This window comes from Erythrobacter sp. (assembly GCF_030066995.1).
Classification (GTDB): domain Bacteria; phylum Pseudomonadota; class Alphaproteobacteria; order Sphingomonadales; family Sphingomonadaceae; genus Erythrobacter.
This window is the reverse complement of the sequence record NZ_JASJAP010000002.1, coordinates 166,152-191,864: the sequence shown is the minus strand read 5'-3', so window position 1 is coordinate 191,864 and position 25,713 is coordinate 166,152. Positions and strand designations below refer to the sequence as shown.

Annotated in this window: 27 protein-coding genes; 7 read left to right on the top strand and 20 right to left on the bottom strand. The window is 64.7% G+C overall.

The annotated features are described in order from the left end of the window. The first annotated feature begins 58 nt into the window (after positions 1-58). The 3 genes from QNI87_RS07130 (at position 59) to QNI87_RS07120 (ending at position 1,661) form a co-directional block, all read left to right on the top strand. Positions 59-964 (top strand): SPFH domain-containing protein, encoded by a 906-nt coding sequence (locus tag QNI87_RS07130; protein ID WP_300595487.1) that lies wholly within the window; start codon positions 59-61, stop codon positions 962-964. Positions 965-988: 24 nt separating this feature from the next. Then, complete coding sequence (locus QNI87_RS07125; RefSeq protein ID WP_300595486.1) at positions 989-1,207, top strand: toxin-antitoxin system HicB family antitoxin; 219 nt, start codon at positions 989-991, stop codon at positions 1,205-1,207. A gap of 193 nt (positions 1,208-1,400) precedes the next feature. After that, positions 1,401-1,661, top strand: a complete 261-nt coding sequence (locus QNI87_RS07120) for a hypothetical protein (RefSeq protein WP_300595485.1) — start codon at positions 1,401-1,403, stop codon at positions 1,659-1,661. Positions 1,662-1,711: 50 nt separating this feature from the next. Here the strand turns inward: QNI87_RS07120 and QNI87_RS07115 are convergent, their stop codons facing one another. Genes QNI87_RS07115 through QNI87_RS07090 form a run of 6 tightly spaced genes read right to left on the bottom strand, consistent with a single transcriptional unit; the run spans position 1,712 to position 6,927 of the window. Beyond that, positions 1,712-2,575 (bottom strand): MaoC/PaaZ C-terminal domain-containing protein, encoded by an 864-nt coding sequence (locus tag QNI87_RS07115; RefSeq protein ID WP_300595484.1) that lies wholly within the window; start codon positions 2,573-2,575, stop codon positions 1,712-1,714. Beyond that, positions 2,576-3,802 (bottom strand): acetyl-CoA C-acetyltransferase, encoded by a 1,227-nt coding sequence (locus QNI87_RS07110; RefSeq protein ID WP_300595483.1) that lies wholly within the window; start codon positions 3,800-3,802, stop codon positions 2,576-2,578. It lies immediately after the preceding gene. Next, positions 3,802-5,058 carry a CoA transferase gene (locus QNI87_RS07105; protein WP_300595482.1) on the bottom strand — a complete coding sequence of 419 codons (1,257 nt, stop codon included), beginning with the start codon at positions 5,056-5,058 and terminating at the stop codon, positions 3,802-3,804. Before QNI87_RS07105 ends, QNI87_RS07110 begins: the two co-directional genes overlap by 1 nt. Before the next feature lie 55 nt (positions 5,059-5,113). Next, on the bottom strand, positions 5,114-6,319 hold the full coding sequence (locus QNI87_RS07100; RefSeq protein ID WP_300595481.1) for an acyl-CoA dehydrogenase family protein: 1,206 nt from the start codon (positions 6,317-6,319) through the stop codon (positions 5,114-5,116). 4 nt (positions 6,320-6,323) lie between these two features. After that, positions 6,324-6,557, bottom strand: coding sequence for a hypothetical protein (locus QNI87_RS07095; protein ID WP_300595480.1), 234 nt, complete (start codon positions 6,555-6,557; stop codon positions 6,324-6,326). Between the two features lie 7 nt (positions 6,558-6,564). Further along, positions 6,565-6,927, bottom strand: coding sequence for a hypothetical protein (locus QNI87_RS07090; RefSeq protein WP_300595479.1), 363 nt, complete (start codon positions 6,925-6,927; stop codon positions 6,565-6,567). Between the two features lie 165 nt (positions 6,928-7,092). Between QNI87_RS07090 and QNI87_RS07085 the strand changes: the two genes are divergently transcribed. Further along, complete coding sequence (locus QNI87_RS07085) at positions 7,093-8,088, top strand: right-handed parallel beta-helix repeat-containing protein (protein ID WP_300595478.1); 996 nt, start codon at positions 7,093-7,095, stop codon at positions 8,086-8,088. On the opposite strand, the gene QNI87_RS07080 is transcribed toward QNI87_RS07085, so the two are convergent. The 3 genes from QNI87_RS07080 to QNI87_RS07070 are packed head-to-tail and all read right to left on the bottom strand — an operon-like array spanning position 8,085 to position 10,452. Continuing rightward, complete coding sequence (locus tag QNI87_RS07080; protein ID WP_300595477.1) at positions 8,085-8,600, bottom strand: N-acetyltransferase; 516 nt, start codon at positions 8,598-8,600, stop codon at positions 8,085-8,087. The two genes, QNI87_RS07085 and QNI87_RS07080, sit on opposite strands and share 4 nt — an antisense overlap. After that, positions 8,597-9,667 carry a GTP cyclohydrolase II gene (gene ribA / locus QNI87_RS07075; RefSeq protein WP_300595769.1) on the bottom strand — a complete coding sequence of 357 codons (1,071 nt, stop codon included), beginning with the start codon at positions 9,665-9,667 and terminating at the stop codon, positions 8,597-8,599. The genes QNI87_RS07080 and ribA overlap by 4 nt, the downstream gene beginning before the upstream one ends. Next, a complete protein-coding gene (locus tag QNI87_RS07070) occupies positions 9,664-10,452 on the bottom strand; it encodes an exodeoxyribonuclease III (RefSeq protein WP_300595476.1) in 789 nt (262 codons plus the stop codon). Before QNI87_RS07070 ends, ribA begins: the two co-directional genes overlap by 4 nt. A 108-nt stretch (positions 10,453-10,560) precedes the next feature. Here QNI87_RS07070 and QNI87_RS07065 point away from each other — a divergent pair, with 108 nt between their 5' ends. Next, complete coding sequence (locus QNI87_RS07065; protein ID WP_300595475.1) at positions 10,561-12,195, top strand: alkaline phosphatase; 1,635 nt, start codon at positions 10,561-10,563, stop codon at positions 12,193-12,195. 255 nt (positions 12,196-12,450) lie between these two features. Here QNI87_RS07065 and QNI87_RS07060 read toward each other — a convergent pair whose 3' ends face one another. Both QNI87_RS07060 and rpmG read right to left on the bottom strand, forming a co-directional pair. Further along, complete coding sequence (locus QNI87_RS07060; RefSeq protein ID WP_300595474.1) at positions 12,451-13,146, bottom strand: outer membrane lipoprotein carrier protein LolA; 696 nt, start codon at positions 13,144-13,146, stop codon at positions 12,451-12,453. A 76-nt stretch (positions 13,147-13,222) separates the two neighbouring features. After that, positions 13,223-13,390: a 50S ribosomal protein L33 gene (gene rpmG, locus QNI87_RS07055; RefSeq protein ID WP_300595473.1), complete on the bottom strand. Its 168-nt coding sequence runs from the start codon at positions 13,388-13,390 to the stop codon at positions 13,223-13,225. A 171-nt stretch (positions 13,391-13,561) separates the two neighbouring features. Between rpmG and QNI87_RS07050 the strand changes: the two genes are divergently transcribed. Beyond that, positions 13,562-14,287 carry a class I SAM-dependent methyltransferase gene (locus QNI87_RS07050; protein ID WP_300595472.1) on the top strand — a complete coding sequence of 242 codons (726 nt, stop codon included), beginning with the start codon at positions 13,562-13,564 and terminating at the stop codon, positions 14,285-14,287. Positions 14,288-14,289: 2 nt separating this feature from the next. On the opposite strand, the gene arfB is transcribed toward QNI87_RS07050, so the two are convergent. From arfB to pabB, 3 genes are all read right to left on the bottom strand, one after another. Beyond that, a complete protein-coding gene (arfB, locus tag QNI87_RS07045) occupies positions 14,290-14,706 on the bottom strand; it encodes an alternative ribosome rescue aminoacyl-tRNA hydrolase ArfB (RefSeq protein ID WP_300595471.1) in 417 nt (138 codons plus the stop codon). Continuing rightward, the gene (locus tag QNI87_RS07040) at positions 14,699-15,409 is read right to left on the bottom strand and encodes an RluA family pseudouridine synthase (RefSeq protein WP_300595768.1); all 711 of its coding nucleotides are present in this window, start codon (positions 15,407-15,409) and stop codon (positions 14,699-14,701) included. Before QNI87_RS07040 ends, arfB begins: the two co-directional genes overlap by 8 nt. A gap of 229 nt (positions 15,410-15,638) precedes the next feature. Continuing rightward, entirely contained in the window at positions 15,639-17,483 is a 1,845-nt protein-coding gene (gene pabB, locus QNI87_RS07035) for an aminodeoxychorismate synthase component I (protein WP_300595470.1), read from the bottom strand. 101 nt (positions 17,484-17,584) lie between these two features. On the opposite strand from pabB, the gene QNI87_RS07030 reads away from it, so the two are divergent. After that, a complete protein-coding gene (locus QNI87_RS07030; protein ID WP_300595469.1) occupies positions 17,585-19,159 on the top strand; it encodes a helicase HerA-like domain-containing protein in 1,575 nt (524 codons plus the stop codon). 97 nt (positions 19,160-19,256) lie between these two features. Here QNI87_RS07030 and QNI87_RS07025 read toward each other — a convergent pair whose 3' ends face one another. The 6 genes from QNI87_RS07025 to QNI87_RS07000 form a co-directional block, all read right to left on the bottom strand. Next, a complete protein-coding gene (locus tag QNI87_RS07025; RefSeq protein ID WP_300595468.1) occupies positions 19,257-20,813 on the bottom strand; it encodes a HAMP domain-containing sensor histidine kinase in 1,557 nt (518 codons plus the stop codon). Then, positions 20,810-21,607 carry a response regulator transcription factor gene (locus QNI87_RS07020; RefSeq protein WP_300595767.1) on the bottom strand — a complete coding sequence of 266 codons (798 nt, stop codon included), beginning with the start codon at positions 21,605-21,607 and terminating at the stop codon, positions 20,810-20,812. The genes QNI87_RS07025 and QNI87_RS07020 overlap by 4 nt, the downstream gene beginning before the upstream one ends. 239 nt (positions 21,608-21,846) lie before the next feature. Beyond that, positions 21,847-22,497, bottom strand: a complete 651-nt coding sequence (locus tag QNI87_RS07015) for an EF-hand domain-containing protein (RefSeq protein ID WP_300595467.1) — start codon at positions 22,495-22,497, stop codon at positions 21,847-21,849. 395 nt (positions 22,498-22,892) lie between these two features. Continuing rightward, positions 22,893-23,312: a cupin domain-containing protein gene (locus QNI87_RS07010; protein ID WP_300595466.1), complete on the bottom strand. Its 420-nt coding sequence runs from the start codon at positions 23,310-23,312 to the stop codon at positions 22,893-22,895. After that, on the bottom strand, positions 23,309-23,692 hold the full coding sequence (locus QNI87_RS07005) for a VOC family protein (RefSeq protein WP_300595766.1): 384 nt from the start codon (positions 23,690-23,692) through the stop codon (positions 23,309-23,311). The genes QNI87_RS07010 and QNI87_RS07005 overlap by 4 nt, the downstream gene beginning before the upstream one ends. 175 nt (positions 23,693-23,867) lie before the next feature. Beyond that, positions 23,868-25,697, bottom strand: coding sequence for an aminopeptidase P family protein (locus QNI87_RS07000; RefSeq protein ID WP_300595465.1), 1,830 nt, complete (start codon positions 25,695-25,697; stop codon positions 23,868-23,870). Between the last annotated feature and the right edge of the window lie 16 nt (positions 25,698-25,713).

The window sequence follows — 25,713 nt, the reverse complement described above, 5'->3', positions numbered from 1 at the left end:
TGACCAAAAGCGCTTTCTGATATAAATATGATATCATAATTAATCAGGAGGTGCTTTGATGAATTCCCCGAATACGCCGGTCGCCGCGAGTAAGGAGCGCACCGGCCATGCGTTCAACGGTTATGGCATGCTGGCCTTGCTGCTTTTCCTTTTCGCGATTCCTCCGCTGTACTTCCTTGCCGGCCTCGGCCCGGCGCTTGGTCCACAAGTTGGAATCCCAGCCCTGGCGGTGTGCGCCCTCGGATTTGTTCTCATTGCCGTTGGCTTTTTCATGATCCAGCCGAACCAGGCGGTCGTCATCACGCTGTTTGGCGAATATCGCGGCACGGTGCGCAAGGAGGGCCTGCAATGGATCTGGCCGTGGATGGGCAAGAAGAAAGTCAGCGCGCGCGCTCACAACATCCATTCCGACAAAGTGAAGATCAACGATCTGCGGGGCAACCCGATCGAGATCGCGTGTAACGTCGTGTGGCGCGTCGCGGACACCGCCCAAGCGGTGTTCGACGTCGAGGACTATGAAGAGTTCGTCAATATCCAGATCGAAGCGGGCTTGCGCACGGTCGGATCGCGTCACCCCTATGATGACATGTCCGACGAGGACGAGGTAACGCTTCGTGGAAGCGCCGATGTCGTCAATTCCGAATTGCGCGAGGAGCTCAACGAGCGGCTTAAGGTCTCCGGTATCATCGTTGACGAAGCGGGTCTGACCCATCTCGCCTACGCGCCCGAGATCGCCGGTGCCATGCTGCGCCGCCAGCAGGCGGATGCGGTCATCGCCGCGCGCCAGAAGGTAGTTCTGGGTGCGGTCGGGATGGTCGAGGACGCGCTGACCAAGCTGTCGAGCGACGGGATCATCCAGCTCGATGATGAGCGCAAGGCGGCGATGGTCTCCAATCTGATGGTTGTCCTGTGTGGCGACCGCGAAGCGCACCCGGTCGTGAACACGGGGACGCTCTACCAGTAACGCAGGACCTCGTAGGAGGCAGCCATGGCTGCGCCCAAGACCAAGCCACCTGCAAAGAAGGCTTACGCGCTGCGTCTCGACCCGGCGGTTCACGCCGCGGTTGAGCGCCTTGCGGGCGCGGAACTGCGCTCGGCCAACGCGCAGATCGAGGTGCTGCTGCGCGAGGCGTTAAAAGCGCGCGGGATTGAGCCGGGCCACACCAAGCCTGCGCGCCGGGGCCGCCCGCCCAAGGACAGCGGATAGGATGATGGCTGTCAAAATCCTGCGAGTGGATGTCACCCTGTGTTTGGAGCGCGATGTTAACCGCTTGCCCATCATGGATGAAGGCGCCGCGTGGTCAATCGTAGGAACTATGATGATCCCTTGCTTGCGATCCATCCGGGCCGGGCCGCGCTGAGGCGTTGGCGGACTATGTGAGGGGAGGAGGAGAGACGACATGACAAGTCTTAGCCGACCGTGGTTCGCGGCCAAACGCTATGGCTTTGGCGCGGGCCTACCGATTGCCTGGCAGGGCTGGGCGGCTTTTGCGGGCTATCTTGCGCTCACACTGACATGCTCGATCGTGATGGAGCGCGGCGACACCATCGCTCAACGGATTGCGTTGGCTGCGCTGGTCCTTGCGACAATCGCGCTCATCAAGATTGCGAAGTCACGCACGCGCGGAGGCTGGCGCTGGCGCTGGGGAGAGGCGGAGTAGGGCCGCGCTGCGTGGACCGGAGGCGCGGCCGAGAAGCGCGGAACCCCTTGTCACAGCGCCGCTTTGGCTTCCATGATCTGCCGCCCGTCGCTCGCAAACGCACCCAGATCATAGCCGTCATCAGCGCTGCGCATCGCAAGGTGCAGCGCTTCCCCCGCAATGGCCGGGGAGACCCCGCGGAATCCGAAGTCGCGTAGCCGGTTTTCACCGAGCTCGCTCGCAGCCAGTCGCAACAAAAGGCTTGCGGTCAGCGGCCCGTGTACGACGGGGCCGCGGTAGCGCTCGACATCGCGGGCATAGGCTGCGTCATAGTGAATCCGGTGGGTGTTGAAGGTTAGCGCCGAATAGCGAAACAGCAGCCGAGAATCGGGTGTAAGGGTGCGCACCGCGTCCCATTCGCCATGCTCGAACACGCCTTCGCCCGGTTCAGGCGGACTGAGCGGAGCGTCCGGTGCGGCGGCGTTGCGGTAGACAAGCGTTTGCGTCTCGCGCACCGAAAGCGTTCCGTTCGCACGCGTTTCGTGCTCGACATCGACAAACGCAAGCTTGCCCGAGCCGCCTTCTTTCTCGCTGATGGCTACGACGCGGCTCGCGCGCTTTATGGCGGCTCCCAGCGCAATGGGCGCGATGAACTGGATCGCGCTGGAAGCCCACATGCGGCGCGACCCGGAACCGAATTGGGGGAAGGGCGGCAGAAAGCTGCCCGGGCTTTCGTCGCGGATCGGGTGTCCGTCCTCGCCCAGCGACGCGGTCGGCGTATCGGGTGTGCACAGCGCGAAATGGATGCCTTGCGGCATGGCACCATCAGAGGGCCTCGGCAGGTCAAAGGTCGCGCACCATTGAAAGGCGCGCTCGGGCGTCAGCCGGTCGCGGCTCGCCTGCTCGCGTCCGATCCAGGCGTTAAAGTGGCTCATCTAGCTGGCGCGTTCGAACACCGCGGCGATCCCCTGCCCGCCGCCGATGCACATCGTCTCAAGCCCGATCCTGGCGTCGCGGCGGCGCATTTCGTAGGCCATGTCCGCGAGGATGCGTCCGCCGGTCGCGCCGATCGGATGGCCAAGCGAAATACCCGAGCCGTTGACGTTGAGGATATCGCGGCGCGTGTCATCATCGCTCCAACCCCACCCTTTGAGCACGGCGAGGACTTGCGGCGCAAAGGCTTCGTTCAACTCGACGAGATCGATATCGTCCCAGGTGAGCCCACGCCGCGCGAACAGCCGTTCGACCGCCGGGACCGGTCCGATGCCCATACGCGAGGGGTCGCAGCCCGCCGCCGCCCAGCCGCCGAACCACAGCATCGGCTCAAGGCCGAGCTCTTCGAGCTTGTCTTCCGCAACCACCAGGCACGCGGCGGCGGCGTCGTTTTGCTGGCTGGCGTTGCCCGCGGTCACGATCGCCTCCGGATCCCGCTTGCCATCGATCGCGCGCAGCTTGCCAAGTGTCTCCATCGACGCGTCGGCCCTGTACCCTTCGTCCTTTGCGAATGTGACCGGATCGCCGCGACGCTGAGGCACATCGACGGTGACGAGCTGCGCGTCGAACTTGCCTTCGTCCCAAGCGCGCGCCGCATTCTGGTGCGAGCGAACCGCGTAAGCGTCCGCCTCCTCGCGGGTGATCGAATAGTCCTTGGCAAGGTTGTCGGCGGTCTCGATCATGCCGGTGATGACGCCAAAACGTTCGATCGGCTGGCTCATCAGACGGCCGCGCGAAAGCCGATCGTACAGCGTGATGTCGCCCATCCGCGCGCCGCCGCGCCCCTGGAGAGTGTAGTGCTCGACGTTGGACATACTCTCGCAGCCGCCGGCGACCACGACGTCGGCCATGCCGGTTTCGACCATCATCGCCGCGTTGGCGACCGACTGAAGGCCCGAGCCGCAGCGTCGATCGAGCTGGTAGCCCGGCACTTCAAGCGGCAGACCCGCCGCAAGCCAGCTCCAGCGACCAATGGCTGGCGCTTCGCCGCTGCCATAGCCTTGGGAGAACACGACGTCGTCGACCCGCTCGGGGTCAATTCCGCTGCGTTCGATCAGGGCCTTCAGGATGACGGCGCCGAGTTCCCCGGCGTTGAGGTTCGACAGTCCTCCGAGGAACTTGCCGACGGGCGTGCGCAGGGGGGTACAGATTGCGGCTCTACGGGTCATTAGCGGTCCTCGTAATTGGCGTTTTCGTCAGACAGGGCGACGGTGCCGGCGTCGATCAGTCTTGCGATGGCACCGGAAGAAAGACCCAGCTTCTCGGCCAGAACCTCTTCGGAATGTTGGCCAAGATAGGGCGCGGGAGCCGGATCGCCGACGCGCGCGCTGGGGATATTCGCGAAACTGCGCGGGGCGGGGTACTCAAAGCCCGACGGGTTGGCGGGCGAGGGACCGAACAGCGGGTTGTCGGCGACCAGAACCGGATCTTGTGCGGCTTCGTGATGCGAGCGGTAGCGCTCGAAGGTGCAACCATGCGCCGCCATGCTTTCTTCGAGCGCTGCGTAATCGCGAGCTTGCGCGGCGGTCTGAAAGATCTCGAACAGGCGGTGACGGTTCTCGAATCGCGGACGGTCGCCCCCGTCGAAGTCGACGCCCAGTTCCGTCTCGAGCTCGGCGATGGGCTGAGCGACGTCGAAAGCATCGACCAGGCCCTTCCATTGCTTCGGCGTCAGCGCGGCGACCATGAAGCGTGCGCCGTCCTTCGATTGAAAATCGCGCCCGAACGCGCCCCAGATCGCATTGCCAAGCCGCTCGCGATCGCCGCCGCGATAGAGCATCTCGGCCATCGTGCCTGAGTTCGCAAGAGTGCCGATTGCCACATCACCAAGCGGGACTCGCATCTCGCTGCCCTGACCCGTGGTGTCGCGGTGGCGCAGAGCGGTCATCAGCGCGAAAGCGGAATAGGCGCCGGTGATGAAATCCCAGGCGGGAAGCGGCTGGCTGATGGGCGGTGCGGTTTCCGGATCCCACTCTTCCGGCCCTGTCATCAGTGGATAGCCCGAGGCGGCGTTAACCGTGAAGTCCATCGCCTGACGTCCATCGTGCCACCCCATGATGCGCACGCTGATCAGACCCTCCGGGTCATCCGTCCGCTTCGCCTGCATCGCTGCATGGCTGAGGAAGCTTTGCTCCGGCAGGTTGGTGATGCACTGACCGGTCCTGGCCGCCAGCTCGACGCACAGTTCGCGTCCCTCGCCTGAACGCAGGTCCAGTGCGACCGATTTCTTCGCGCGGTTCAGGTTCTCCCAGGAAAGCGAACGCCCTTCTCGGGTCAGCATGAAGCGATCATAATCAAGCCCGCCCGCCTTGTGATCGACGCGAATGACCTCCGCGCCCATCTGCGCGCAGTAGAGCCCCGCCGTGGGCGAGGCGACAAAGCTGGAGACCTCGATAACACAGAGGTCATTCAACAATTGGTACATGGGTCAGCTACCCTTTGCGCGGACCGGAAAGGGCGGATCCGCAGATCAGTCAAAATCACCCGTTGGCCGCTTCCCATTCCCGCAGCATGTGCTTGGCGATCTGGAGCTGGAGGATCTGGGTGGTGCCCTCATAGATCCGGTAGATGCGCGCGTCGCGGAAGTACCGCTCGGCCTCGTACTCAGCGAGGTAGCCCGCCCCGCCGTAAATCTGCACCACGCGGTCGACCACGCGCCCGCACATTTCCGAGGCGAAGACCTTGAAGGCGGCCGCTTTGACGAGGATGTTCTCCCCCCGATCGGCGCGCTCGGTCACGTCTTTCATCATGCATTCGGCGGCGTAGATCTCCGTTTCGCTGTCCGCCAGCATCGCCTGGATCAGTTGGAAGCGGGCAATGGGTTCGCCGAAGGCCTTGCGCTCGTTGGCGTAGCGGATCGCGGAATTGAGCGCCCGCCGCGCGTAACCCGTCGCCGCCGCGCCGACAGAAATGCGCCCGTTGTCGAGGCTCTGCATGGCAAAACGAAAGCCCTTGCCCGTTTCACCGCCAAGCAGCGCGTCGCCCGGCACCTTAACATCGTCGAGCATGATGTCGGAGATGTGGCTGCCCTCCTGGCCCATTTTCTTGTCCGGCGATCCGGTCGAGACACCTGGCGTATCCATCGGCACCAGAAACGCGCTGACATGGGCATTCTTGGGCAGCGCCTCCTTCTCGGTGCGAGCCATGATGAGCGCGACATCGGCGTGCGGCGCGTTGGTGATGTAGCGCTTGGTGCCATTGAGGATCCAGCCATTGCCATCGGGATCGGGCACCGCTGTGGTCTGCATCGCCGCGGAATCGCTGCCCGAGCCCGGTTCGGTCAGTCCAAAGCACGCTATCTTGCCTTCGACCAGCTGGGGATACCACTGCGCGCGTTGCTCTTGGGTCGCGCCGTTCTTGAGAGCGCTCGAAAACATGCCGACATTGATCGAGAAGATCGAGCGGTAGGCGGGCGCGGCGTTGGCCATGATGTTCACGACGCGCGCGTATTGCGTCATGTTGAGCCCGGCGCCGCCATATTCCTCGGGGACGGTAAGGCCGAACAGCCCCATATCCCGCATCTCGGTAACGATTTCTTCCGGGATGCTATCGTTCTCAATGACTTCGCTCTCGGCTGGAATCAGGCGCTCGCGCACATAGCGTTCGAGCTGCTCGGCGAACTGTTCGAACGTGTCTTGGTCCATGCCGGTGTTGAAGGTCGAGGCGTCGGTAATCGGGGCGTTCATGGGATCAGTCCTGTCGCGGATCGGTCTGTTCGGGCGTCTCCCCCTCGGCGGGGCCCAGAGGTGGAAGCGCGTCGTCTGGCAGGCGCTGCGCGTCGAGCATTTCAGCCGCCTTGTCGAGCGCCTGCTTCTCGCCTTCGCTGATGGCGCCGGGGCCCTTGCCGGCCTGTTCGCCGCCGCTGCACGCCGCCAGAGGCAGCGCCGCAATCAGCGAAAAGGCGAGGCAGTTGGCGCTTGGCATGAAGGGGTCAGTCGATGATCTTGTCCACTTGATCGACCGCTTCCTCAGCCGCATCGAGCGCGTTCGAGGCGGCGTCTGCAGCCGCCTCGGCTTCAGCGGCGGCGGCTTCGGCCTGCGCAGCGACGTCGGCGGCGTTTTCAGCCGCCGCGTTGGCCGTCTCTTCGCTGACCGCTGGCGGGCCTTCCACGCCTTCCAGATCGGTCGCGTCCTCGTCTTCCACCGGTTCATCGGTAACCGGCTCAAGCGCTTCATCGGCCGCCACTTCGACCGTATCGGGCGTGGCTTCCGTTGCGCTGTCCTCAGCCGATCCGCAGGCGGCGAGCGCGAGCGAGAGCGCGCCAAGCGATGCAAAAGTGGTGAAATCCTTCATGCTGTCCTCCTCAAAACCGCCCAAGGCGCGGCCTTTCCTTTAACTAACGCTTCGGGATGTAAACGCACTACCGGTGTTAAGCCAAGGAGGAATCGCTGCATCGAAACGGCACAGCGGACAGCGCAGCCTTGGCTCGCGCCGGTGGCAGCGTAGACCTTGCGCGTCATGAGCCATGCCCCCGATCCCGCGCGCACAAGGTCACCAACGATCCGCCGGATCGCGGCGCTCCTTGTGCTTTTCGTTCCGGCGCTCGGCAATCCGGCGGGCGATACAGCGCAGGCCGAGGCGCGTTCGGCGCCGTTCACCGTCGTCGAAACGGGCAAGTCCTACGCCTCCTTGCAGCGCGCCGTCGATGCGATCGGCGACAAGCGCGGGACGATCCGGATCGCCTCGGGAACCTATCGCCAGTGCGCCGTGCAAGAGAGCGGTGTGATCGCCTATCTCGCCGCCGAGCCGGGCAAGGCGGCGCTGGAGGGCCGCGCCTGTGAGGGCAAAGCGGGCCTCGTGCTGCGCGGGGAGGGCGCCGAGGTGCGCGGGCTGACGTTTCGCAATTATCATGTACCCGATGGCAACGGCGCCGGTATCCGTATTGAGCGTGGCCCGCTCGCCATCGCCTATTCCCGCTTCCTCGACAGCCAGCAGGGCATACTCTCGGCCAGCGATCCGGCTTCAGAGATCACGATCCTGCGCTCAACATTCAGCGGGCTTGGCACCTGTGTGAACCCCGCTGGCTGCGCGCATTCGATCTATGTTGGCGGCTATGGAAAGCTCACCGTGCGAGAGAGCCGGTTCGAGCGCGGGCGCGGCGGGCATTATGTGAAATCGCGCGCGGGCGTGGTGGTGATAGAGGACAATTCGTTTGACGACGCTGGCGGCGTTAAAACCAATTACATGATCGATCTGCCCGCCGGCGCGACCGGATCGATCGCTAACAACTGGTTCGTGCAGGGCAAGAGCAAGGAGAATTACTCCGCCTTTCTTGCGCTGGGATCGGAGGAAATCCTGAACCCGTCCGATGGCCTGCGGGTGACGGATAACGAAGCGCGCTTCGTCCCTGGCGTTCGCCGTCAAAGCGCGTTTCTTGCCGACTGGACCGGCGCGCGCGTCGCGATGGCGAACAACCGTCTGGCGGCGGGGTTGACGCAATATGAGCGGCGCTAGGCTTTGAACGCGGGGGCGTAGGTGACCACGCCGCTGGGCAGCTCACCATCCAGCACCAGGCATTGAAAATACTCAGCCGGCGGGCCGGGATAACGCAGTTGCGTTTCATGGCGAAAGCCAAACCGCGGATAGTATTCGGCGCTTCCGAGTAACACGATGCCCTTGGCGCCGCGCTCGCGCATATCGGCGATGCCATGGCGAATCAGCGCACTACCAATGCCTCGATGATGCAGCTCCGGCCAGACGGATACCGGCCCTAGACCAAACCAACCCTTTGTCCCGTCTTCGATCTCAACGGGCGAGAACGCGATGTGCCCAACGATCCGTGTCGCGTCCTCCGCCACAAGCGAAAGAGCGAGATCGCCATCCTTGCGCAGCGCGTTGACAAGGTGTTGTTCGTCGCCTTCGCTAAACGGCATATCGCGAAACGCCGCCTTGGTCAGAGCGAAGATCGTGTCCTCGTCGCCCGGCGCTTCCGGCCGGATCGTGACGGCGAACTGGGGACCGCTCATAGCAACAGGTGCCCCGAGCGATCGCGCTTGGTCGCGAGGTATTTGGCGTTGTAAGGATTGTCGGGCAGTTGGTGCTGAACCCGCTCGCTCACCGTAATGCCTGCGCGTTCAAGGCTCTTCACCTTCGCGGGATTGTTGGTGAGCAGCCGGATCGACGTCGCTCCGATCAGCTCCAGCATCCGCGCCGCGGTTGGAAAATCGCGCGCCTCATCGGGCAGACCCAGCCGGTTATTCGCATCGACCGTGTCGAACCCCTGATCCTGCAAGCGATAGGCGCGCAGCTTGTTGATGAGACCAATTCCGCGCCCTTCCTGGCGCATGTAGAGAACCGCGCCCCAGCCGCCGTCTTCGCGCGCGTGCTTGTCCATCGCGGCGATGGCCGCGTCGAGTTGCGGGCCGCAATCGCATTTGAGACTGCCCAGAACATCGCCGGTCAGGCACTCGGAATGCAGGCGCACCAGCGGCTCGCGATCGCCGCTCTGCTTGCCGATGATAAGCGCGATGTGCTCACGCGTGTCGGCGGTCGAACGGAACGCGATGATCTCGCTGTCTTCGCTTGCCGCGACCGGAAGCCGCGCGCGGGTGATGACCTTGAGCGCGCCGGCGTCGGTGTAGGCGGCAAGGTCTGTCGCTTCCAGGGTGTGCGCTTCGCCTGCGTCCGCCGGATTGACCAGAAAGGCGGGCAGGATACCCGCGATCCGCGCCAGCTCCATCGCCGCGCGCGCGGTGTCATCCCAATCGAGGGTCTCGGCCTTGAACGGCCCCTTGAATGGGTTGCCAAGGTCAAGCGCCGGATCGGCAATCGGAAGGGCTTGGGCAAGGTCAAAGGGCTCGCCACCACGGATCAGGACCGGCGCGTGCGGAACCGCCGCTTCGCGCTGATTGGCGAGTTTGAGCGTTGCGGCGCGGGCGGCCGATACCAGCATGCGCGGCGCGCTTGCCTGCCGCGCGATGGCGGTTTCCACCGGCAGTAGCGTGGGCCCATCCTGAAACGCAAGCGGCCAGCCGTGGCGCAGCGCGTCCACCGCCTGCGCCGCGCGCCGTTCTGGGGAGGACGGCAAGCTCAGAGGTCGAACTCCGTTACCAGCGGGATGTGGTCCGACGGCTTCTCCCAGTCGCGCGCGTCTTCGAGCACGCGGTGCGCCCTGGCCTGGGCCGCGAGCGGGGCGCTCGCCCACATGTGATCGAGCCGTCGCCCGCGATCATTGGTTCGCCAGTTGGGCGAGCGGTACGACCACCAGCTGAAATAGCGCTCCGGTTCGGCGACGAACTCGCGCCCGATATCCACCCAGCCATGCGCGTCCTTGAAGCGCTGCAAGGTCTCAACCTCGATCGGCGTGTGGCTCACCACCTTGAGCAGCTGCTTGTGGCTCCACACGTCGCTTTCAAGCGGCGCAATGTTGAAATCTCCGACAATCAGCGTCGGACGTTCCACGTCATCGGCCCAGCGCGTCATGCGCTCCACAAAATCGAGCTTCTGACCAAATTTCGCGTTCTGCTCGCGGTCCGGCACATCGCCGCCGGCGGGGACGTAGACGTTCTCGATCACGACGTCTTTGCCAACCAGTTCCACACCCACGTGGCGCGCTTCTCCGTTGGCCTGCCAGTCGTGACGCGAAACCTCGTGGATCGGCAGGCGGCTTACCGTCGCAACGCCGTGATAGCCTTTCTGCCCGCAAATCGCCTGATGCGTGTAGCCCATGTCCGCCAGAGCCTGGGCTGGAAACTGGCTCTCCAGACACTTGATTTCCTGAAGGCACAGAACGTCCGGCGCTTCCTGGGAAAGGTATTTCTCGATGATCGGCAGGCGCAGCCGGGCCGAGTTGATATTCCATGTCGCAACCGAAACCATGGCTGCAGACTTAGGAGCGTGGCCGGGCACCGACAAGCTTTAGCTTTCGCCCCGCAACCTTGTCGGATAGGGCGCCGCACAACGTTTCCAGCATCAAAGGGGCCTGCCATGATTCGATCCTTCAAGCCCATCCTTGTCCTTGCCACTGCTAGCCTTTCGCTCAGCGCCTGTGTGGCCGCGATCAACAATACGAGCTACGCGCCCCGTGCCGGCGAAGCCCCCAGCGCTGAGCGCGTCGTATCCGCGACCGCTGCGCCAACGCGATCACCGGGGAAGGCGAAGAACGTGATCCTGCTGATCTCCGACGGGATCGGCTTTAACGGCTGGCTCGCCGCCGATTATTATCAGGGCAAGGCAGGTGCGCAGTCCTATCAAGTCGTGCGTCCCGACGGCACTCGGCCCGTTGTGCTCGGCATGGCGCACAGCTCGCTCAACCTGGTGGACGAAGAAGGACGCCTTTTGCCGAGCGCTTCGGATGTCGAGCTGGCGACGGGGGCGGTTGAGCAGGGCTACGATCCGCGCACGCGCTGGGAGCGGTTCGAAAACACGTTTGCAGGCGATTTTGCCCCGGAGGCCAAGAGCTACACCACCTATACGGACAGCGCGGCGGCAGGCACCGCGCTGATGACCGGGCGCAAGACCGCGAACGGGCGCATCAATATGGACTGGAGCGCGAACGAACGGTTCCGCACGATCGCGCAGGTCGCAATGGATCGTGGGCGCGCGGCGGGCGCGATTTCTTCTGTAATGGCCAGTCACGCGACGCCCGCTGCAGCCATCGCGCACAATGTCAGTCGCAACAATTACGATGAGATATTCAACGAGATGGTCGCGAGTGACCTCAATGTGATCATGGGCGGGGGCCACCCGCTCTATGATGCAAGCGGGCGCCCGAAGAACCCTGAGAAAGAGCGCGACTATCGCTATGTTGGGGGCTCTGAGACACTTGGCGCTCTGACCAGCGCAGCGGGTCTCAACGGCTTTGCCTTCATCGATGCGAAGGAGGACTTCGAAGCGCTCGCAGCGGGCGCCAATGTGCCTGAACGCGTGGTCGGCATCGCGCGCACCGGGTCAACGCTTCAAGCCGGGCGCGAGGATCTGTTGGACGTCGACACGCCTTCGGGCATGGCGTTCAACCCCGGCGTCCCCGACTTGCCGACCATGGCGCTTGGCGCGCTCAACGTGCTCAATCGGGACGAAGACGGGTTTTTCCTGATGATCGAAGGCGGCGCGATCGACTGGATGGGCCACGCCAACAACATGCCTCGCTACATTGAGGAACAGGTCGATTTCAACGCCACGGTCGACGCGGTTATCGCTTGGGTGGAGGCGAATTCCAGCTGGGAGGAAACGCTCGTGATCATCACGTCGGATCATGAGTGCGGCGGCATCTGGGGCGAGGGCACTTTCACCAACAGCGCCGGCGGCCCGATCGCGGTCGAGCGCACGCCCGAAGCGCTCACCGCCGCGCGCTTCAACCCGGCCGAGGATACCTTTAACGGCTTCCTCGCCGTGCAGGATCGCGGCAAAGGAAACATGCCTGGCTATCAGTTCGCCTCGGGCAACCACACCAACGAGCTGGTCCCGCTTTGGGCGATCGGCATCGGGTCGGAGAGATTTGCGCAATTCACCCGCACCGACACGCGCGCCAGGGCCCTTTGGGGTGAGCCTTATCGCTGGAATGGTGACTTCGTCGACAACACCAGCGTCTTTCAGGTGATGGAGATGGCTCTGAGGGAGTGATTGCTCCCTCGGCGGCCACCCAGAGCCTACGCCCCCCCAACGAAAAACCCCTGTCCCGGGGGCGTTGGGACAGGGGTTCCGTTTGAGCGTTCGTCACGCTTGCACAAGGCGTCTCTCAATCGAAGACCAGGGCAACAGGGGGGAAACCCGTCTTCGTCCACCTTGTATTCCTGTGTTTACGGGAGTGTGGCTTTCGCGCAAATGAACGCCCGCTTGGGTTTGTCGCGTGCTTACAACTTTTCGGCGTTGAAACGTTTATTTCGGGCGACGAGATGAGCGGCGCGGATCGCGAAAGGTGAAAGTGCTGTCTGCCACCGAAACGCCGTATCGGTGATTCGAAAGCCGCACTGTCGTGCGATAGTTCTGCGCGTCCTTTGCGACCCAGTTGACCAGCTGCAAGCCGCCGGGCGCGCGCTCATTCCGGAAGAAAATCAGGTTGATGGCACCGTATTCCGGCTTCTTGGGATCCTCGACTATCACGCTGACCACGTCCTGGCTCCCGGTCTCGACAAGGGTGCCGTAGCGCTTCACATCGCGTCCGGGATCCAGCAGCGCGCCAAGCGGAGTGTTCTTGATCGGCCAGCGTTCGACTTGCCCCACCTCGTAGTCGATCATGTAGAGCGATTTACCGTTCGAAACCATCAGGAAGTCCGCATCCGACCCGTAATCGAAGCGGATCTTGCCCGGGCGCTTGAGCGTCAGGACGCCGCGCACGCTGTTGTTCTGGCGGTCGGTCTGGGTGAAGTCCGCGCGCATTGTCGAGATGCCGCGCAGCGCGGCGACCGCGCGGTCCAGATCCCCAGGCTGCGTTTGCGCGTGCGCGGGCGAGCTGGGGTTCAGCAAGGCTGCGGTCGGAAGCGCCGCAGCGCCCAGTGCGAGCAAACCACCCGCAACCAGACGGCTGGGTCTGAAAAGGAGGTTCGAGCGGATTGTCGGCAGAAGCGTCTTCATGGCCTTCATCCTGTCTGAAGGGCCTTGAATAGCGCCTGAATCGTTGAGGGGCGAGGCGACCGCAAGCCCGACGGGCTTACTTGATCTTCGCTTCCTTGAACTCGACATGCTTCTTCGCGACCGGATCGTATTTGCGGAACACCATCTTCTCGGTGATGTTGCGCGGGTTCTTCTTCGTCACGTAGTAGAAGCCCGTGTCGGCGGTCGAGACGAGCTTGATCTTGACGGTTGCGGGCTTCGCCATGGCGGTTTCCTAAAGATCGGGTGGTGGTCGCCCAAACCAGGGGCAAACCAAAAAACAAAGGGCGGCGCTCAGCGCACCGCCGCACAGACGCGCGCCATTGGGCGATTCTGGGGGAGAAGTCAAGAATGCTCAGCATTGATCGGGCCATTCACTGCGCTTAACGGCATAGGCATGGCCGACCCGGACCGCCCAATCGCGCTCGAAGCGTACGAAGCGCTCGCCGACGGCTACGCCGCAAAGGCCGAGACCAAGGCGGAGAACGGCTATAACGAGCATCCCGCAATCCGCCGGGTGATCGGCGCTGTCACAGGCCTCGACGTTCTTGATGCAGGATGCGGGCCTGGATTCCTGACCCGCGATCTGATCGCCGCCGGAGCGAGCCGGATAGCGGCGTTCGACGTCAGCCCGCGCATGGTGGAGCTTGCCCGGGAGCGCAACGGCCCCGAAACACCGATCATCGCAGCGGACATGGCCAAGCCGCTGGATTGGCTCGCGGATGCTTCTTTTGACCTTGTGGTGTCCTCGCTGGCGCTCGATTACGTGCGCGACTGGTCGAAACCGCTCGGCGAGTTTCGGCGCGTCCTGAAGCCCGGCGGTCGCCTGGTGTTCAGCGTCCAGCACCCGCTTGGGTCCTACCTCTGGTTTCGACCGGAAACAGCATTCGGTGTGCACTACTGCGAGGCGAGCTGGCGCAGCTTCACCGAGGAGCCCGTCATCGTGCCCGACTACTACCGGTCCTTCGAGGAGATCGTCGGTCCCCTCCTGTCGGCGGGCTTCGCGCTTGCTGGCGTTCATGAGACCCGCCCGGTGCCGGAATTGGAGCAAATCGACCCCGAGAAGTACCGCCGCCATTCGACGATCCCGACCTTCATGGTGATCGAGGCGCTGCGCCAATAGTCTCACCAATCCGCCCTGCCCGGCTTGCCGCGATTGGCCTTCACTTGCCCGCGCGCTTTCTTGGCTTTGAGGCGCTGGACCTTGCCCACCCGGTTCACGCGCGTCTTGGCCCGGCGCTTGGGCGCGCGGTGGGCGGCATCGAGCATCTCTTCCAGCTTTTCGCGCGCGGCCTGGCGGTTGGCGTCCTGCGTGCGGTGCTGGCGCGCGGTGATCAGCAGATCGCCCGAGGCGGTGAGCTTCGAGCCGGCAATCTCGCGCAGCCGCGCAAAGACGGGCGGGGGCAGGCGCAGCTGGTAGACATTGACGCGCAGCTGGACTTCGGTTGCGACCTTGTTGGCGTTCTGTCCGCCCGGGCCGGAGCCTGCAAGGAAGCTCTCCGCCGCGAGGGCGTGGGCGCGATCGAGCAGCGCCCTATCCATTCTCAGCCCCAGCCCCAGCCTCTGCCCCATTCTCAGCCTCAGCCTCAACCACACCAAGCGCGACAAAGTCGGGCGGCAGCGGCGCGCGCGCTTCGATATCGGGCTTGCCATCGCGCGGCATAACCAGACCCGAGGCGTGCAGCAGGGTACGCGCGGCGCCTTTCCCGCGCTGGTCTTCCGAGCCGTAGATCGGATCGCCCAGAAGCGGCGCGCCAAGGCCTTTGTGCGCGTGAATGCGCAGCTGGTGGGTGCGCCCCGTTTCGGGAGTGAAGCGGATCACCGAGTGCGCGCCCAGCTTTTGCACCAGCTCCCAGTGCGAAACCGCTTCCTTTCCCTTCCTCGCCGCGATCATCCGCCACCCCTTCGCCTCCGAGCTGATCTTGGCAAGCTTGAGACGGATGGTGCCGCTTGTCCCCGGCGGATGGCCTGCGAGCACCGCGAGATAGGTCTTGGTCACGCGCCGCTCTTCAAACGCCTTGTTGAAGCGTTTCAGGGCCTTGGGATTGCGCGCGAGCAGCAGACAGCCGCTCGTGTCGGTGTCGAGCCTGTGCACGGGAACCGGCAAACGCTGAAAGCCCAGCTTGAGCGCGTCCAGATGGTCCTCAAGGCATTCGCCGCCTTTGCGCGGACGGTCGATCGGAAGGCCGGCAGGCTTGTCGATCACCAGCGCTTCGCCGTCTTCGAACAGGATCGGGATGTCCACGCTCACAGGGGCCCCACTCGCGCCGGAAGAGCCTCGCTTTCAACGCTTCGTCGCACGTGGAGAACGCTTGGAACACATGGAACACTGTCCTGAAGTGAAAAAGCGACCGCCTGCACCGCGCCCGCAACGCGCCGTGTCGCATCGGTGCAGGCAGGCCGTGTCTCGCTCATGTCCCTCTCATTCCACAGGCGCGCCGCGTAGGAAAGCGCGCCTCGCCGCTTGCGAGCCCTCACACCAACTTCGCCGAGAACAGCCCGCGCACCGCGTTGCCCAGCAGCAAGCCATCGGCAAGATCGTCGAGCGTCAGTTCGGCCTCGCGCGCGCTCTCCTTCTCGATCAGGAAGGCGCGCAGCACGCCGGGCAGCAGGCCCAGCGAGGTCGGAGGGGTGAGGAGAACCCCGTCGCGCTCAACGAACACATTGGTCCAGCAGCCTTCGGTAACAAGCCCATCCTCGCGCACCAGCACCGCTTCCTTCGCGCCCAGACTGCGCGCGGCAACGAGAGCGTCCTCGTAAAAGCCCCGGTCCGATGTCTTGTGCGCCAGCCGCCAGTCCGATGGATCGAGCGGATGCGGCAGCGCCGCCACGCACACCGCCTCCGTGAAGGGCTCGGGCAGGGGTGCGGTCTCCAGCGCGGTGGCGCCGCTGCGCGCGGTCAGCAGGCGCAGCTTGGCGGGCGCTTCGAGCTCGAAACACAGCGCCTGGATCTGATTGCGCGCGGCGTGGCGATCGAATTCGAAGCCGAGCGCGGCGGCGCTCTTCTTCATGCGCGCCAGGTGCAGTTCAAGGAGGGCAATACCGATTTCGGGGTTGAACTCCATCGTTTCGATCAGGTCGAAACCGGGCGCGGTAAGATCGGGGGAGGAGGCGCGCGCAAAGCCTGCCTTGACCTCGCATTCGCGTCGCTCCGCGTCGACTGCGCTGTCCGCGACGATCGCCGAGCCCACCCCCAGCACGGCGGTGCCTTGTGCGTTCTCGATCGGCGTCAGGCGCAGCGTTCGGATCGCGACGTTGAATGCGGCGCTGCCATCGGCATCGATACGTCCCATCGCCCCGCAATAGGGGCCGCGCGCGCCGCGCTCGACCTCGTCGATCAGCTCCATCGCCCGGATCTTGGGCGTCCCGGTGATCGAACCGCACGGAAAGAGCGCGCGCACCAGATCCATCGCGCCCTTGCCGGGCGCCAGCTCAGCGCGCACGCTGGAGACCATCTGGTGCACGGTGGGATAGGTTTCGACTGCGAACGGCGTATCGACCGCGACGCTGCCCGGTACCGCCACGCGGGAAAGATCGTTGCGCATCAGATCGACGATCATGAGGTTTTCCGCGCGATCCTTGACCGAGCTTGCCAGTTCCTGCCTGAGCGCTGCGTCGCGTGCCGCATCGCCGCCGCGCGGGCGCGTTCCCTTCATCGGCTTGACCTTCGCGCTGTCACCGTCAAGCGCCACGAACAGCTCGGGCGAGAAGCTCAACAGCCAGTGCGAGCCATCGTAGATCAGCCCGCCATAGCCCGCTTTTGCGCTGTGTCTGAGCTGCGCGTAGAGCGCGATGGGATCGCCGCGATAAGAACCGGTGAGCGGGTAGGTGAGATTGGCCTGATAGATGTCGCCCGCGTGGATCGCTTCGCGCAAGGTTTCGAACGCCGCCGCGTAGCCTCCTGGCGAAAGCTGCGGTTCGAGCGGGCCGAGGCGAGCGGAGCCCTCAGCCTCGCCGTGCTGCGAAAGCCACGCGGGCACCTGGTCCGGCGCGATCTGTTCCGGCTCGCGTTCGAACAGCCCCAGCCAGACGAGCGGCCCCGCCGCGCCGGTGCGTGCCTCTGCAAGACGGGCAAGTCTTGGCTCCAGCGCCAGCCCGGCCTCGTAGGCGATATATCCGGCAATCTCGCCGCGCCCTTCGCGCCGCGCCGCGTCGGCTTCGATCAGCGCCCGCTCCACATCGCTCGCACGGTAGGCCGCAAAGACCCGGGTTGGCGCGCTGTAGACGCGCGCGTGCGCCGCGCCGCTCTCGCGCGCGTCGTCGAGCAGGACGAAGGGGCCTCGGGATGCGGAAGGCTTTGACGATGCGGGCTGGCCCATAGCTCCCCCTCTAGCTGTTCCTGCATTCAAGTCGAGAGTTGACCCGCCTCGCGCGCGCTTGCACATCGGCGCAATCCATCAAACGCGAGGGGCAGACGAATATGAGCGACATCTTTCTTGGTCTGGGCGGCAATGGCGAGAACCAGCGTCTGGCGCTCAGTCGCGCCAACCGCCACGGTCTCATCGCCGGCGCGACGGGAACCGGCAAGACGGTGACGCTGCAGGGCCTTGCGGAGAGTTTTTCCGCCAACGGTGTCCCGGTTTTCGTCGCCGACGTGAAGGGCGACCTGTCCGGCGTCGCCATGCCCGGATCGCCCACGTTCAAGCACGCCGACAAGCTTGAAGGGCGTGCCGCTGAGCTGGGCATGGAGGACTACGCCTATTCGGACAATCCGGCGATCTTCTGGGATCTCTACGGCGAACAGGGCCATCCGATCCGCACGACGATTACCGAAATGGGGCCGCTGCTCCTGGCGCGGCTCCTCGATCTCAACGACACGCAGGAAGGCGTGCTTCAGATCGTTTTTCGCTACGCCGATGAAAACGGCCTGCTGCTGCTCGATTTCGGCGACCTGCAATCGATCCTGCAATGGGCGAACGAGAACGCGAAGGAGCTCTCGGGCAAATACGGCAATGTCTCGCGGCAATCGGTGGGCGCTATCCAGCGTCAACTCCTGAGCTTCGAGGCGCAAGGGGCGAACCACTTCTTCGGCGAACCCGCGCTGGAGATCGACGATTTCCTCGCCACCGACGAGCAGGGCCGGGGCTACGTGAATGTGCTGGCCGCCGACAAGCTGATGCGCAGCCCCAAGCTCTACGCCACCTTCCTGCTTTGGCTGCTCGCCGAGCTGTTCGAGAGCCTGCCCGAAGTGGGCGATCCGGAAAAGCCGACGCTGGTCTTCTTCTTCGACGAGGCGCATTTGCTGTTCGACGACGCGCCCGAGGCGTTGCAGGACAAGATCGAACAGGTGGTGCGCCTGATCCGCTCGAAAGGCGTGGGCGTGTTTTTCGTCACGCAGAACCCGATCGACATCCCCGAGGAGGTCGCCGGCCAGCTTGGCAACCGGGTGCAACACGCGCTGCGCGCGTTCACCAAGCGCGACCAGCGCGCGATCAAGGCGGCAGCGGAGACCTTTCGGATCAACGAGGAGCTCGACACCGAGGAGGTCATCACCGAGCTCAAGGTGGGCGAAGCGCTGGTCTCCACGCTCGACGAGGACGGCGCGCCCACCGTGGTTCAGCGCACGCTGATCAAGCCCCCCCGCTCGCGCCTGGGCCCGGTCACCAGAAAAGAGCGCGCGATCATCCAGTCGATCAGTCCGTTCGAAGGCAAATACGACGAGGCGGTGGACCGCGAAAGCGCGGAGGAAGTGCTGCTCGCCAAAGCGCAGGACGCGGTCGAGACCGCTGAAGAAGTTGCGGAAATGGGCGAGGAGGAGGTGCGCAAGCGCGCGCGCAAGTCGAAGTCCATCTGGGAAAAGGCGATAAGCCGCGGAACGAAGGTCGCCGCGGGCGGCCTTGCGGGTGTTGCGGCGGCCAAGGTGCTGGGCAAGAAAAGCCGCGCGAACCCGGTCGCCTCGGGCATCACGTCGGCGGCGGGCTCCATCGCCACCGACCTCGCGGGTCCGGTGGCCGGACGGTTCGTGCGCAACCTGATCGGCGGGTTGATGCGCTAGGCCTGGAACCGGCTTGGCACCGCCCGCGCAGCGCTCTGGCACCGCCCAGGCATCGCCCAGACATCGCGCAGACACTGCGCCAACGCAGTGAAGCCACTCAAACCGGGATACGAAGCTCTGCGACGAGCCCCGCGACGCTCCCCCCCACGCGGCGATTGCGCAGAACCAGCGTCCCGTCATGCGCTTCGGCAATCGCGCGCGCGAGGGTCAGGCCCAGCCCGGCGCCCCCGGTCGACCGGTTGCGCGAGGTCTCGCCGCGGGTGAAGGGCTCCAGCATGTCCGCGATCCGGCCTTCCGCGATGCCCGGACCCTTGTCCTCCACGCTGAGCGTGACCATCGGCCCGCCTTTGCCGATGTCCTGCCCGACACGCACTCGCGCCGATCCGCCATAACGCACCGCGTTGCTGACAAGGTTGCGCAGCGCGCGCTTGAGCCACGTCACCTGAACCGCCGCCACCACGCGCGGCGTGGGCCCGATTGGCACGTCCAGCGTGACCGGTTCGCCCAGATCCTCGAACTCTTCGACCACGCTGTCGGCCAGCGCGCGGATATCGACCGCTTCCGGCGCGTCGGCGCCTTCGCCTGCTCGGCCAACGCGGGCAAGCGAGAGGATGTCGTCGAGCGTCCGGGTTATGTCCTCGATGCTGTCCGCCATGCGCGCGCGTTGCGCTTCGTCGGGCACGCTCTCGACGCGGACCCGCAGCGCGGCGAGCGGGGTCTTGAGATCGTGCCCGATCGCGCCGAGCATCACATCCTTTTCATCCAGCAGCGCGGCAACGCGCGCTTCCATCTTGTTGTGCGCCGCGATCAGCCTGCGCGTGTCGACCGGGCCGGTCTCCTCCAGCTCGACGGTTTGTTCGGGCGTCTTGGAAAAGTCGTCCAAGCGTTCGGTCAACTGCGCCAGAGGCTGGGTCAAACGGCGCAGCACGAGGTAGAGCGGCACCATCAGCACGATGAAGATCACCAGTGTCTGCAGCAGGATCAGCGGCAAACCTTCGGTTTCGCTCTTGGGTTCCGGCATTCGCACTGTCAGCCAGCCGGGCGCATCCGTCGGCTTGATGGCGGCGACCAATAGAGCCCGTTTGTCCCAGTTGCGGAACGGCGGCAGGTCGACCTCGGCGATGATTCTCGAGACGTAGGGGTCATCGCCTGCGAACCGCCGCACGATGCGGATCGCGTCGGTTGGCACGTCCTGCTCGTCCAACAGGTCACGAAGCGCGGTTTCGAAGCGCGTAATGCGCGGCGCCCCTGTTTCGACGGGCGCGTCGGGACTGCGCTGCAAGCTGAGGCGCATCAGGCGCGTAAAGGGCAACCCCCCGCCCCGCCGGACTTCGGAGAGCGGAGGGGGATCGGTCCCACCGGGCGGGAACGGCATGCCGCCGGTCGCCAATTGTTCAAGGCTGCGCGGTGCGTCGCGTCGCATGGGTTGGCGGCCTCGGGACGCGGGGCCGGCGGACCGGTCGGGCCGGGCGCTGTAACTTCCCGCCGTCTCTGCAATAAGGCGCAGCGCGATCGAGTTGACCGCAGCGGCGTCGCGGCGCTGCTGCGCGGCGCGATAGAGCGCGACCGCCGAAACCGCCTGCGCCACCAACAGCGCAAGAGCAAGAACCAGGGTTACCTGACCAAGCAGGCTGTTCGGCAGGAAACGCTTCATCCGTCCGCCGATTGGCTTTGCGGTGAGACGACCGGCGCGACCCGGCGAACCTGAGCGGCAAACCGGTAGCCGCCGCCGCGCACGGTCTGGATATAATGCGGGTTGCGCGTGTCGGCTTCGATCTTGCGGCGCAATCGGCTCACCTGATTGTCAACCGCGCGGTCGAACAGGTGAGCGGTGCGCCCCTGGACCATGTCGAGCAGGAGATCGCGATCCATGACTTTGCGCGGATTGTCGAGGAAGGCGCGCAGCAGACGAAATTCCGCCGTCGAGATCGGCACTGTGATCCCCTCCGGATCGGTAAGCTTGCGCTTGAGCGGGTCGAGCGCCCAGTCCTCGAACAAATAGTGCCAGTCTTCGTCTTGAGTTTCCGGCGCGTTTCCTCGCGCCACCCGCCGCAGGACGGTGCGAACCCGCGCGACCAGCTCACGCGGCTCGAACGGTTTGAGGATATAATCGTCCGCGCCAAGTTCCAGTCCGAGGATTCGGTCCATCGCTTCGGTTTTGGCGGTAAGGAAGATGACAGGCATAGATCGCGTTTCGACCAGATGGCGGCAGAATGAGAGGCCATCTTCGCCCGGCATCATGATGTCGAGCAGGGCAATGTCGGGCTGCTTCTGGCCCGAGGGGTCGGCGTCGGCCTCGGCCAGGAGGCTGCGCGCGCGCGCAGCGCTGTCGGCCTCTGTGACCGCAAAGCCTTGTCCGGTGAGGTATTCCGCCAGGGGTTCGCGCAAGGTTGCCTCATCGTCAACCAGCAGGATGTTTGTCCGGTCGGTCTCGGGACCGTTTTGCATCGTCATCTCGCGCTCACCAACTAATTCGTGCATTGGATCGGTGCCTTGTTCAACTGTTGGGGCAGGTGGGCTCAAATCGCAAGCCGACCCGATGCGCCCCTCCTTTGCAAGAGGAGCGCACCGGGTCGGAAGTCGGGGGGATCTCACAGGGGTTTGCGCCAGGTGTTCAGGGGCGTGTCGCCCAGCGCTATGAAAAGACCCCCCGAAGCGAAGTCTGCTTATGGGTTTGTAATGTCCTGTCAGGCGCCACCTTGTCTTGAGCCATCGCGGCGACCGCGACGGGAGTGCTGGGCGGCCTCGCGTTCGGCTGCGGTGACTGTGCCTGACCCATCGGTGTCGATCCGCGCGAAGCGCGCCTGAGCGATGGCCTGGAATTCTTCGCGGCTGACCGCGCCGTCGCCGTCGGCGTCCGCGCGCGCCAGCAGGCGCCTTGCGCGCTCGCCGCGACCGCGCCGCTCGCCGGCTGCTTCCATTTCCTCGCGCGAGATACCGCCGCTGCCATCGGTGTCGAGCCGCGCGAACATCGTTGCCTGACGCTGTTCCAGACGGTCGGCCAGTTCGGCTTCGCGCTCCCGGCGCGCGGCGGTCATCTCGTCAAGGCTGATCTCGCCATCGCCGTTGGTGTCGGCGGCGGCAAAGCGTTCTTTGGCCACCGCCGTACGGTCGGCTTTGTCGAGAACGCCATCGCCATCGACATCGAGGCGGGCGAAACGTTTTGCCGCGTGCGTCTTGGCTTCCTCGAGGGTGATGTCGCCATCGCCGTCAAGGTCTGCGCCCACCATGGCGAGCCCGCGCGCGGGCTTGGGGTTGTCGGTGTTGAGAGCCGCAGCGGCAAGCCCGGCGCCGCAGAGCGTAAGGCCACCGGCGATCAGAAGGCTGACTTTGCGCATGACTGTGTTCTCCGGTTCAAGGCAGCGCGAGCGCGGTTAGCGCCGGGCTGCGATGGTTCTGGAAGCTGCGACGAACGCGCCAGTCTGGACCATATGAAGCGGCCACTCGGTATGCCTCGACAGGGGGAACGAGGCCGGGGTAAGGTTCCGAGCGCCGGGCTTGCATCGCCAGACCGGGAGCGTTTTGAGGGGGAGCGCTCCTTCGCGCGCACGCCGCAACTCACGTAGACCTTTTAGTGGGCCTGTGTCGCAGGATTATGCCAGCGATCGGGAAAATTGTCGCAAGCTGTATCGACCTGACAAAGTGGTTCATCTGCGCGCAAGGAAGCAGCGCCCCGGCGCCTTTGCGCCCTAGGGAATGCGCCTATGCGCCCTAGGGGAAGCGCCTTTGCGGCCTAGCGCGGGCGTATTTGCGTGCCTTCCCCGGCGGTAATGAAGATTGCCGTCGCGCGTTCAGCAATGTTTGCGATGTGCCACACTCCGGGTGGGTTGATGGCGTATTCGCCCGCTCGCAGCGTCAATTCTCGCAGCTCGTCTTCGGGGCCCTCTTGGATCAGCACCATCTCGCCTTGTGTGCAGATCACGACTTCCGCGCCGTTTGGGTGCATTTCCCAAGTGGGCCAGCCCTCGGTGAAGGTGCGCGCGGACACCAGCCAAGCGGTATCGCCCTTGCTCGAATGGCGCGCGGCGTAGTCGTCATACCACCGCATTCCTGTCGGATCCTCTGAAGCCGGAAAAAGCGGCGGCTGCGGCACAGCGCTCGCGCCGAGGCCCAGATGGATGAAGGTCTGAGCCAGCGAAGCGGCGTCGCTCACGCCACCGGATCTGTCATGCAGAAGACATTCAGCTTGTTGCCATCGGGATCGCGGAAATAGCCTGCGTAAAAGCCGTCATCGCCGCGCGGTCCCGGCGCGCCTTCGTCGCTGCCGCCGTTTGCGATCGCGGTGTCGTAGACCGCCTGCACCTGTTCGGGCGTCTCGACCGCCAGCGCCACCATCGTGCCGTTGCCCACACTCGCCGCTTGCCCGTCGAACGGCAGCGTTGCGGCCACGCCCGGCGCGCCGCCCATCTCGCCCCAGGCGATGAACGTGTCGAACTCCATCATCCGTCCGACGCCGAAATGCTTGGCGATCGCGTCATAGAACGCCGCCGCGCGCGGCAGGTTGTTGGTTCCCAAAGTGACATAACCGATCATGTCTGCGTACTCCCAATTGCGACTCGCCATGTAGGAACATTACAGGAACATCCGAAATGGTGCAATTGGGAGTCTTTGCCTGAGCGATCATCCGCCCCGCCTCCCCGCCCGTCCACCACAAGATAGTGGGACTATTGGTGGACGGGCGGGGAGGCGGGCGGGCGATCGGTGAGCGCTAGCGACCGTAAGACAAGGGAGCTGTCTCGCGCTCCACCCAGGCGCGATCCTCGCCTTCGAGTTGCGGCGCGAGGATCTCGCGCACCTTGACGTGATAGGCGTCGAGCCAGGCCACTTCGGCCTGGGTCAGCCCGCTTTTGTCGATCAGCCGGCGGTCGATGGGCACGAAGGTGAGGCAGTCAAAGCCGAGATAGCGCCCTTCCGCGCCCTCGATATCGCGCTCGACGGTAAGCACGAGGTTTTCGATGCGGATGCCGAACGCGCCCGCTTTGTAATAGCCCGGCTCGTTGGAGAGGATCATGCCGGCGTGCAGCTCGGCGTTGGTGCCCGCTTGTCCGCCCGTGGGCTTGGCGATGCGTTGAGGCCCTTCGTGCACGGCGAGGAAGCTGCCGACACCGTGGCCGGTGCCGTGCGCGTAATCGACGCCCGCTTCCCACAGATATTGCCGCGCGAGCACGTCCAGCTGCCCGCCCGTGGTGCCTTGCGGGAAAACCGCGGAATCGATCTGGATGTGCCCCTTGAGCACGCGCGTGAAGCGGTCTTTCATTTCGGGCGTAGGCTCCGCGCCCTCGGGCGTGTCGATCCAGACGGTGCGGGTGATGTCGGTTGTGCCCGCCGGGTACTGCCCGCCCGAATCGACGAGATAGATCGAGCCCGGCGGGATCGCGATGTTGCTTTCCTCGTCCACCCGATAATGCGGCAGCGCGGCGTGACCGCTCGCGGCGGAGATCGTGTCGAAAGAGGTGTCCTTAAGGTCGCCGTGTTCGCGGCGGAAGGCTTCTAGCTTGGCCGCCGCGCCCAGTTCGTCGACCTCGCCCGTGGGCGCGGTGACTTCCAGCCAGCGCAGGAAGCGCGCGACCGCCGCGCCATCGCGCGCCTGCGCGGCGCGGTGTCCGGCGACTTCGGCGGGGTTCTTGATCGCCTTGGCGAGGATCGTCGGGTCGTCCTTGAAGGCGAACTTCGCGCCGCCCGCGCGCAGCGCCTGCGCGATGCCTACGACGCCGAAATTGGGATCGACGCTAACCCGCTGGCCTTTGTAGTCGCTCTTGAGCGCCCCCTCGAAAGCGTCGCGGTCGCGCACGGTTACCGCGTTGCCCAGATGCTGGGTCAGTTCGGGCGTGACCTTCTCGGGAGCGATGAACAATTCGGCGGTCCCGTCGGCCTTGGCGAAGACATAGGATAGCGCGACGGGCGTGTGCGAGACATCGCTGCCGCGCATATTGAGCAGCCAGGCGATCGAATCGAGCGCCGGGATCACCACCGCGTCGAGCTTTTCGGAGACAAGCCAATCGGCGATCTCGGCGCGTTTATCGGACGAGGAGCGTCCCGCAAGCTCGTCCTCGTGCACCACCGCCACCGCATCGGATGGATCGGGCCGATCGGACCACACCGCGTCGATCGGATTGCTCTTGGCCGGGACCATTTCGATGCCCGCAGGCTCCACGTCGCTTTCAAGCGCCTCGACCCAGGCCCAGGTGTGAATCCAGGGATCATAGGCAATGCGCGTATCCGGCCCGCACACCTCTTTCAGCCACGCGCCCAGCGTGTCCTTGGGGATCGAGCGATAGGCGAACAGGCTCTCATCCACCTGTTCGCGCACCTGCACCGTGTAACGTCCATCGACAAAGATAGCCGCGTCGGTCAGCGTCACCGCCGCAAAACCCGCCGAGCCGCCAAAGCCGGTCAGCCACGCCAGACGCTGCGCGTATTCACCGACATATTCGCTCATGTGCTCATCCGATATCGGGATGATAAAGCCATCAAGTTCGCGGCGCTTGAGCTCTTCGCGCAGGGCGGCGAGGCGGGCTTCGTGCGTTTGCATCAGCATGAAATGGGTCCTTGGG

Bases quoted from the DNA above. Each gene is read 5' to 3' on its own strand.
- QNI87_RS07130 (WP_300595487.1), top strand. From the start codon at position 59: ATGAATTCCCCGAATACGCCGGTCGCCGCGAGTAAGGAGCGCACCGGC.
- QNI87_RS07125 (WP_300595486.1), top strand. From the start codon at position 989: ATGGCTGCGCCCAAGACCAAGCCACCTGCAAAGAAGGCTTACGCGCTG.
- QNI87_RS07120 (WP_300595485.1), top strand. From the start codon at position 1,401: ATGACAAGTCTTAGCCGACCGTGGTTCGCGGCCAAACGCTATGGCTTT.
- QNI87_RS07115 (WP_300595484.1), bottom strand. From the start codon at position 2,575: ATGAGCCACTTTAACGCCTGGATCGGACGCGAGCAGGCGAGCCGCGAC.
- QNI87_RS07110 (WP_300595483.1), bottom strand. From the start codon at position 3,802: ATGACCCGTAGAGCCGCAATCTGTACCCCCCTGCGCACGCCCGTCGGC.
- QNI87_RS07105 (WP_300595482.1), bottom strand. From the start codon at position 5,058: ATGTACCAATTGTTGAATGACCTCTGTGTTATCGAGGTCTCCAGCTTT.
- QNI87_RS07100 (WP_300595481.1), bottom strand. From the start codon at position 6,319: ATGAACGCCCCGATTACCGACGCCTCGACCTTCAACACCGGCATGGAC.
- QNI87_RS07095 (WP_300595480.1), bottom strand. From the start codon at position 6,557: ATGCCAAGCGCCAACTGCCTCGCCTTTTCGCTGATTGCGGCGCTGCCT.
- QNI87_RS07090 (WP_300595479.1), bottom strand. From the start codon at position 6,927: ATGAAGGATTTCACCACTTTTGCATCGCTTGGCGCGCTCTCGCTCGCG.
- QNI87_RS07085 (WP_300595478.1), top strand. From the start codon at position 7,093: ATGAGCCATGCCCCCGATCCCGCGCGCACAAGGTCACCAACGATCCGC.
- QNI87_RS07080 (WP_300595477.1), bottom strand. From the start codon at position 8,600: ATGAGCGGTCCCCAGTTCGCCGTCACGATCCGGCCGGAAGCGCCGGGC.
- QNI87_RS07070 (WP_300595476.1), bottom strand. From the start codon at position 10,452: ATGGTTTCGGTTGCGACATGGAATATCAACTCGGCCCGGCTGCGCCTG.
- QNI87_RS07065 (WP_300595475.1), top strand. From the start codon at position 10,561: ATGATTCGATCCTTCAAGCCCATCCTTGTCCTTGCCACTGCTAGCCTT.
- QNI87_RS07060 (WP_300595474.1), bottom strand. From the start codon at position 13,146: ATGAAGACGCTTCTGCCGACAATCCGCTCGAACCTCCTTTTCAGACCC.
- rpmG (WP_300595473.1), bottom strand. From the start codon at position 13,390: ATGGCGAAGCCCGCAACCGTCAAGATCAAGCTCGTCTCGACCGCCGAC.
- QNI87_RS07050 (WP_300595472.1), top strand. From the start codon at position 13,562: ATGGCCGACCCGGACCGCCCAATCGCGCTCGAAGCGTACGAAGCGCTC.
- arfB (WP_300595471.1), bottom strand. From the start codon at position 14,706: ATGGATAGGGCGCTGCTCGATCGCGCCCACGCCCTCGCGGCGGAGAGC.
- pabB (WP_300595470.1), bottom strand. From the start codon at position 17,483: ATGGGCCAGCCCGCATCGTCAAAGCCTTCCGCATCCCGAGGCCCCTTC.
- QNI87_RS07030 (WP_300595469.1), top strand. From the start codon at position 17,585: ATGAGCGACATCTTTCTTGGTCTGGGCGGCAATGGCGAGAACCAGCGT.
- QNI87_RS07025 (WP_300595468.1), bottom strand. From the start codon at position 20,813: ATGAAGCGTTTCCTGCCGAACAGCCTGCTTGGTCAGGTAACCCTGGTT.
- QNI87_RS07020 (WP_300595767.1), bottom strand. From the start codon at position 21,607: ATGCAAAACGGTCCCGAGACCGACCGGACAAACATCCTGCTGGTTGAC.
- QNI87_RS07015 (WP_300595467.1), bottom strand. From the start codon at position 22,497: ATGCGCAAAGTCAGCCTTCTGATCGCCGGTGGCCTTACGCTCTGCGGC.
- QNI87_RS07005 (WP_300595766.1), bottom strand. From the start codon at position 23,692: ATGATCGGTTATGTCACTTTGGGAACCAACAACCTGCCGCGCGCGGCG.
- QNI87_RS07000 (WP_300595465.1), bottom strand. From the start codon at position 25,697: ATGCTGATGCAAACGCACGAAGCCCGCCTCGCCGCCCTGCGCGAAGAG.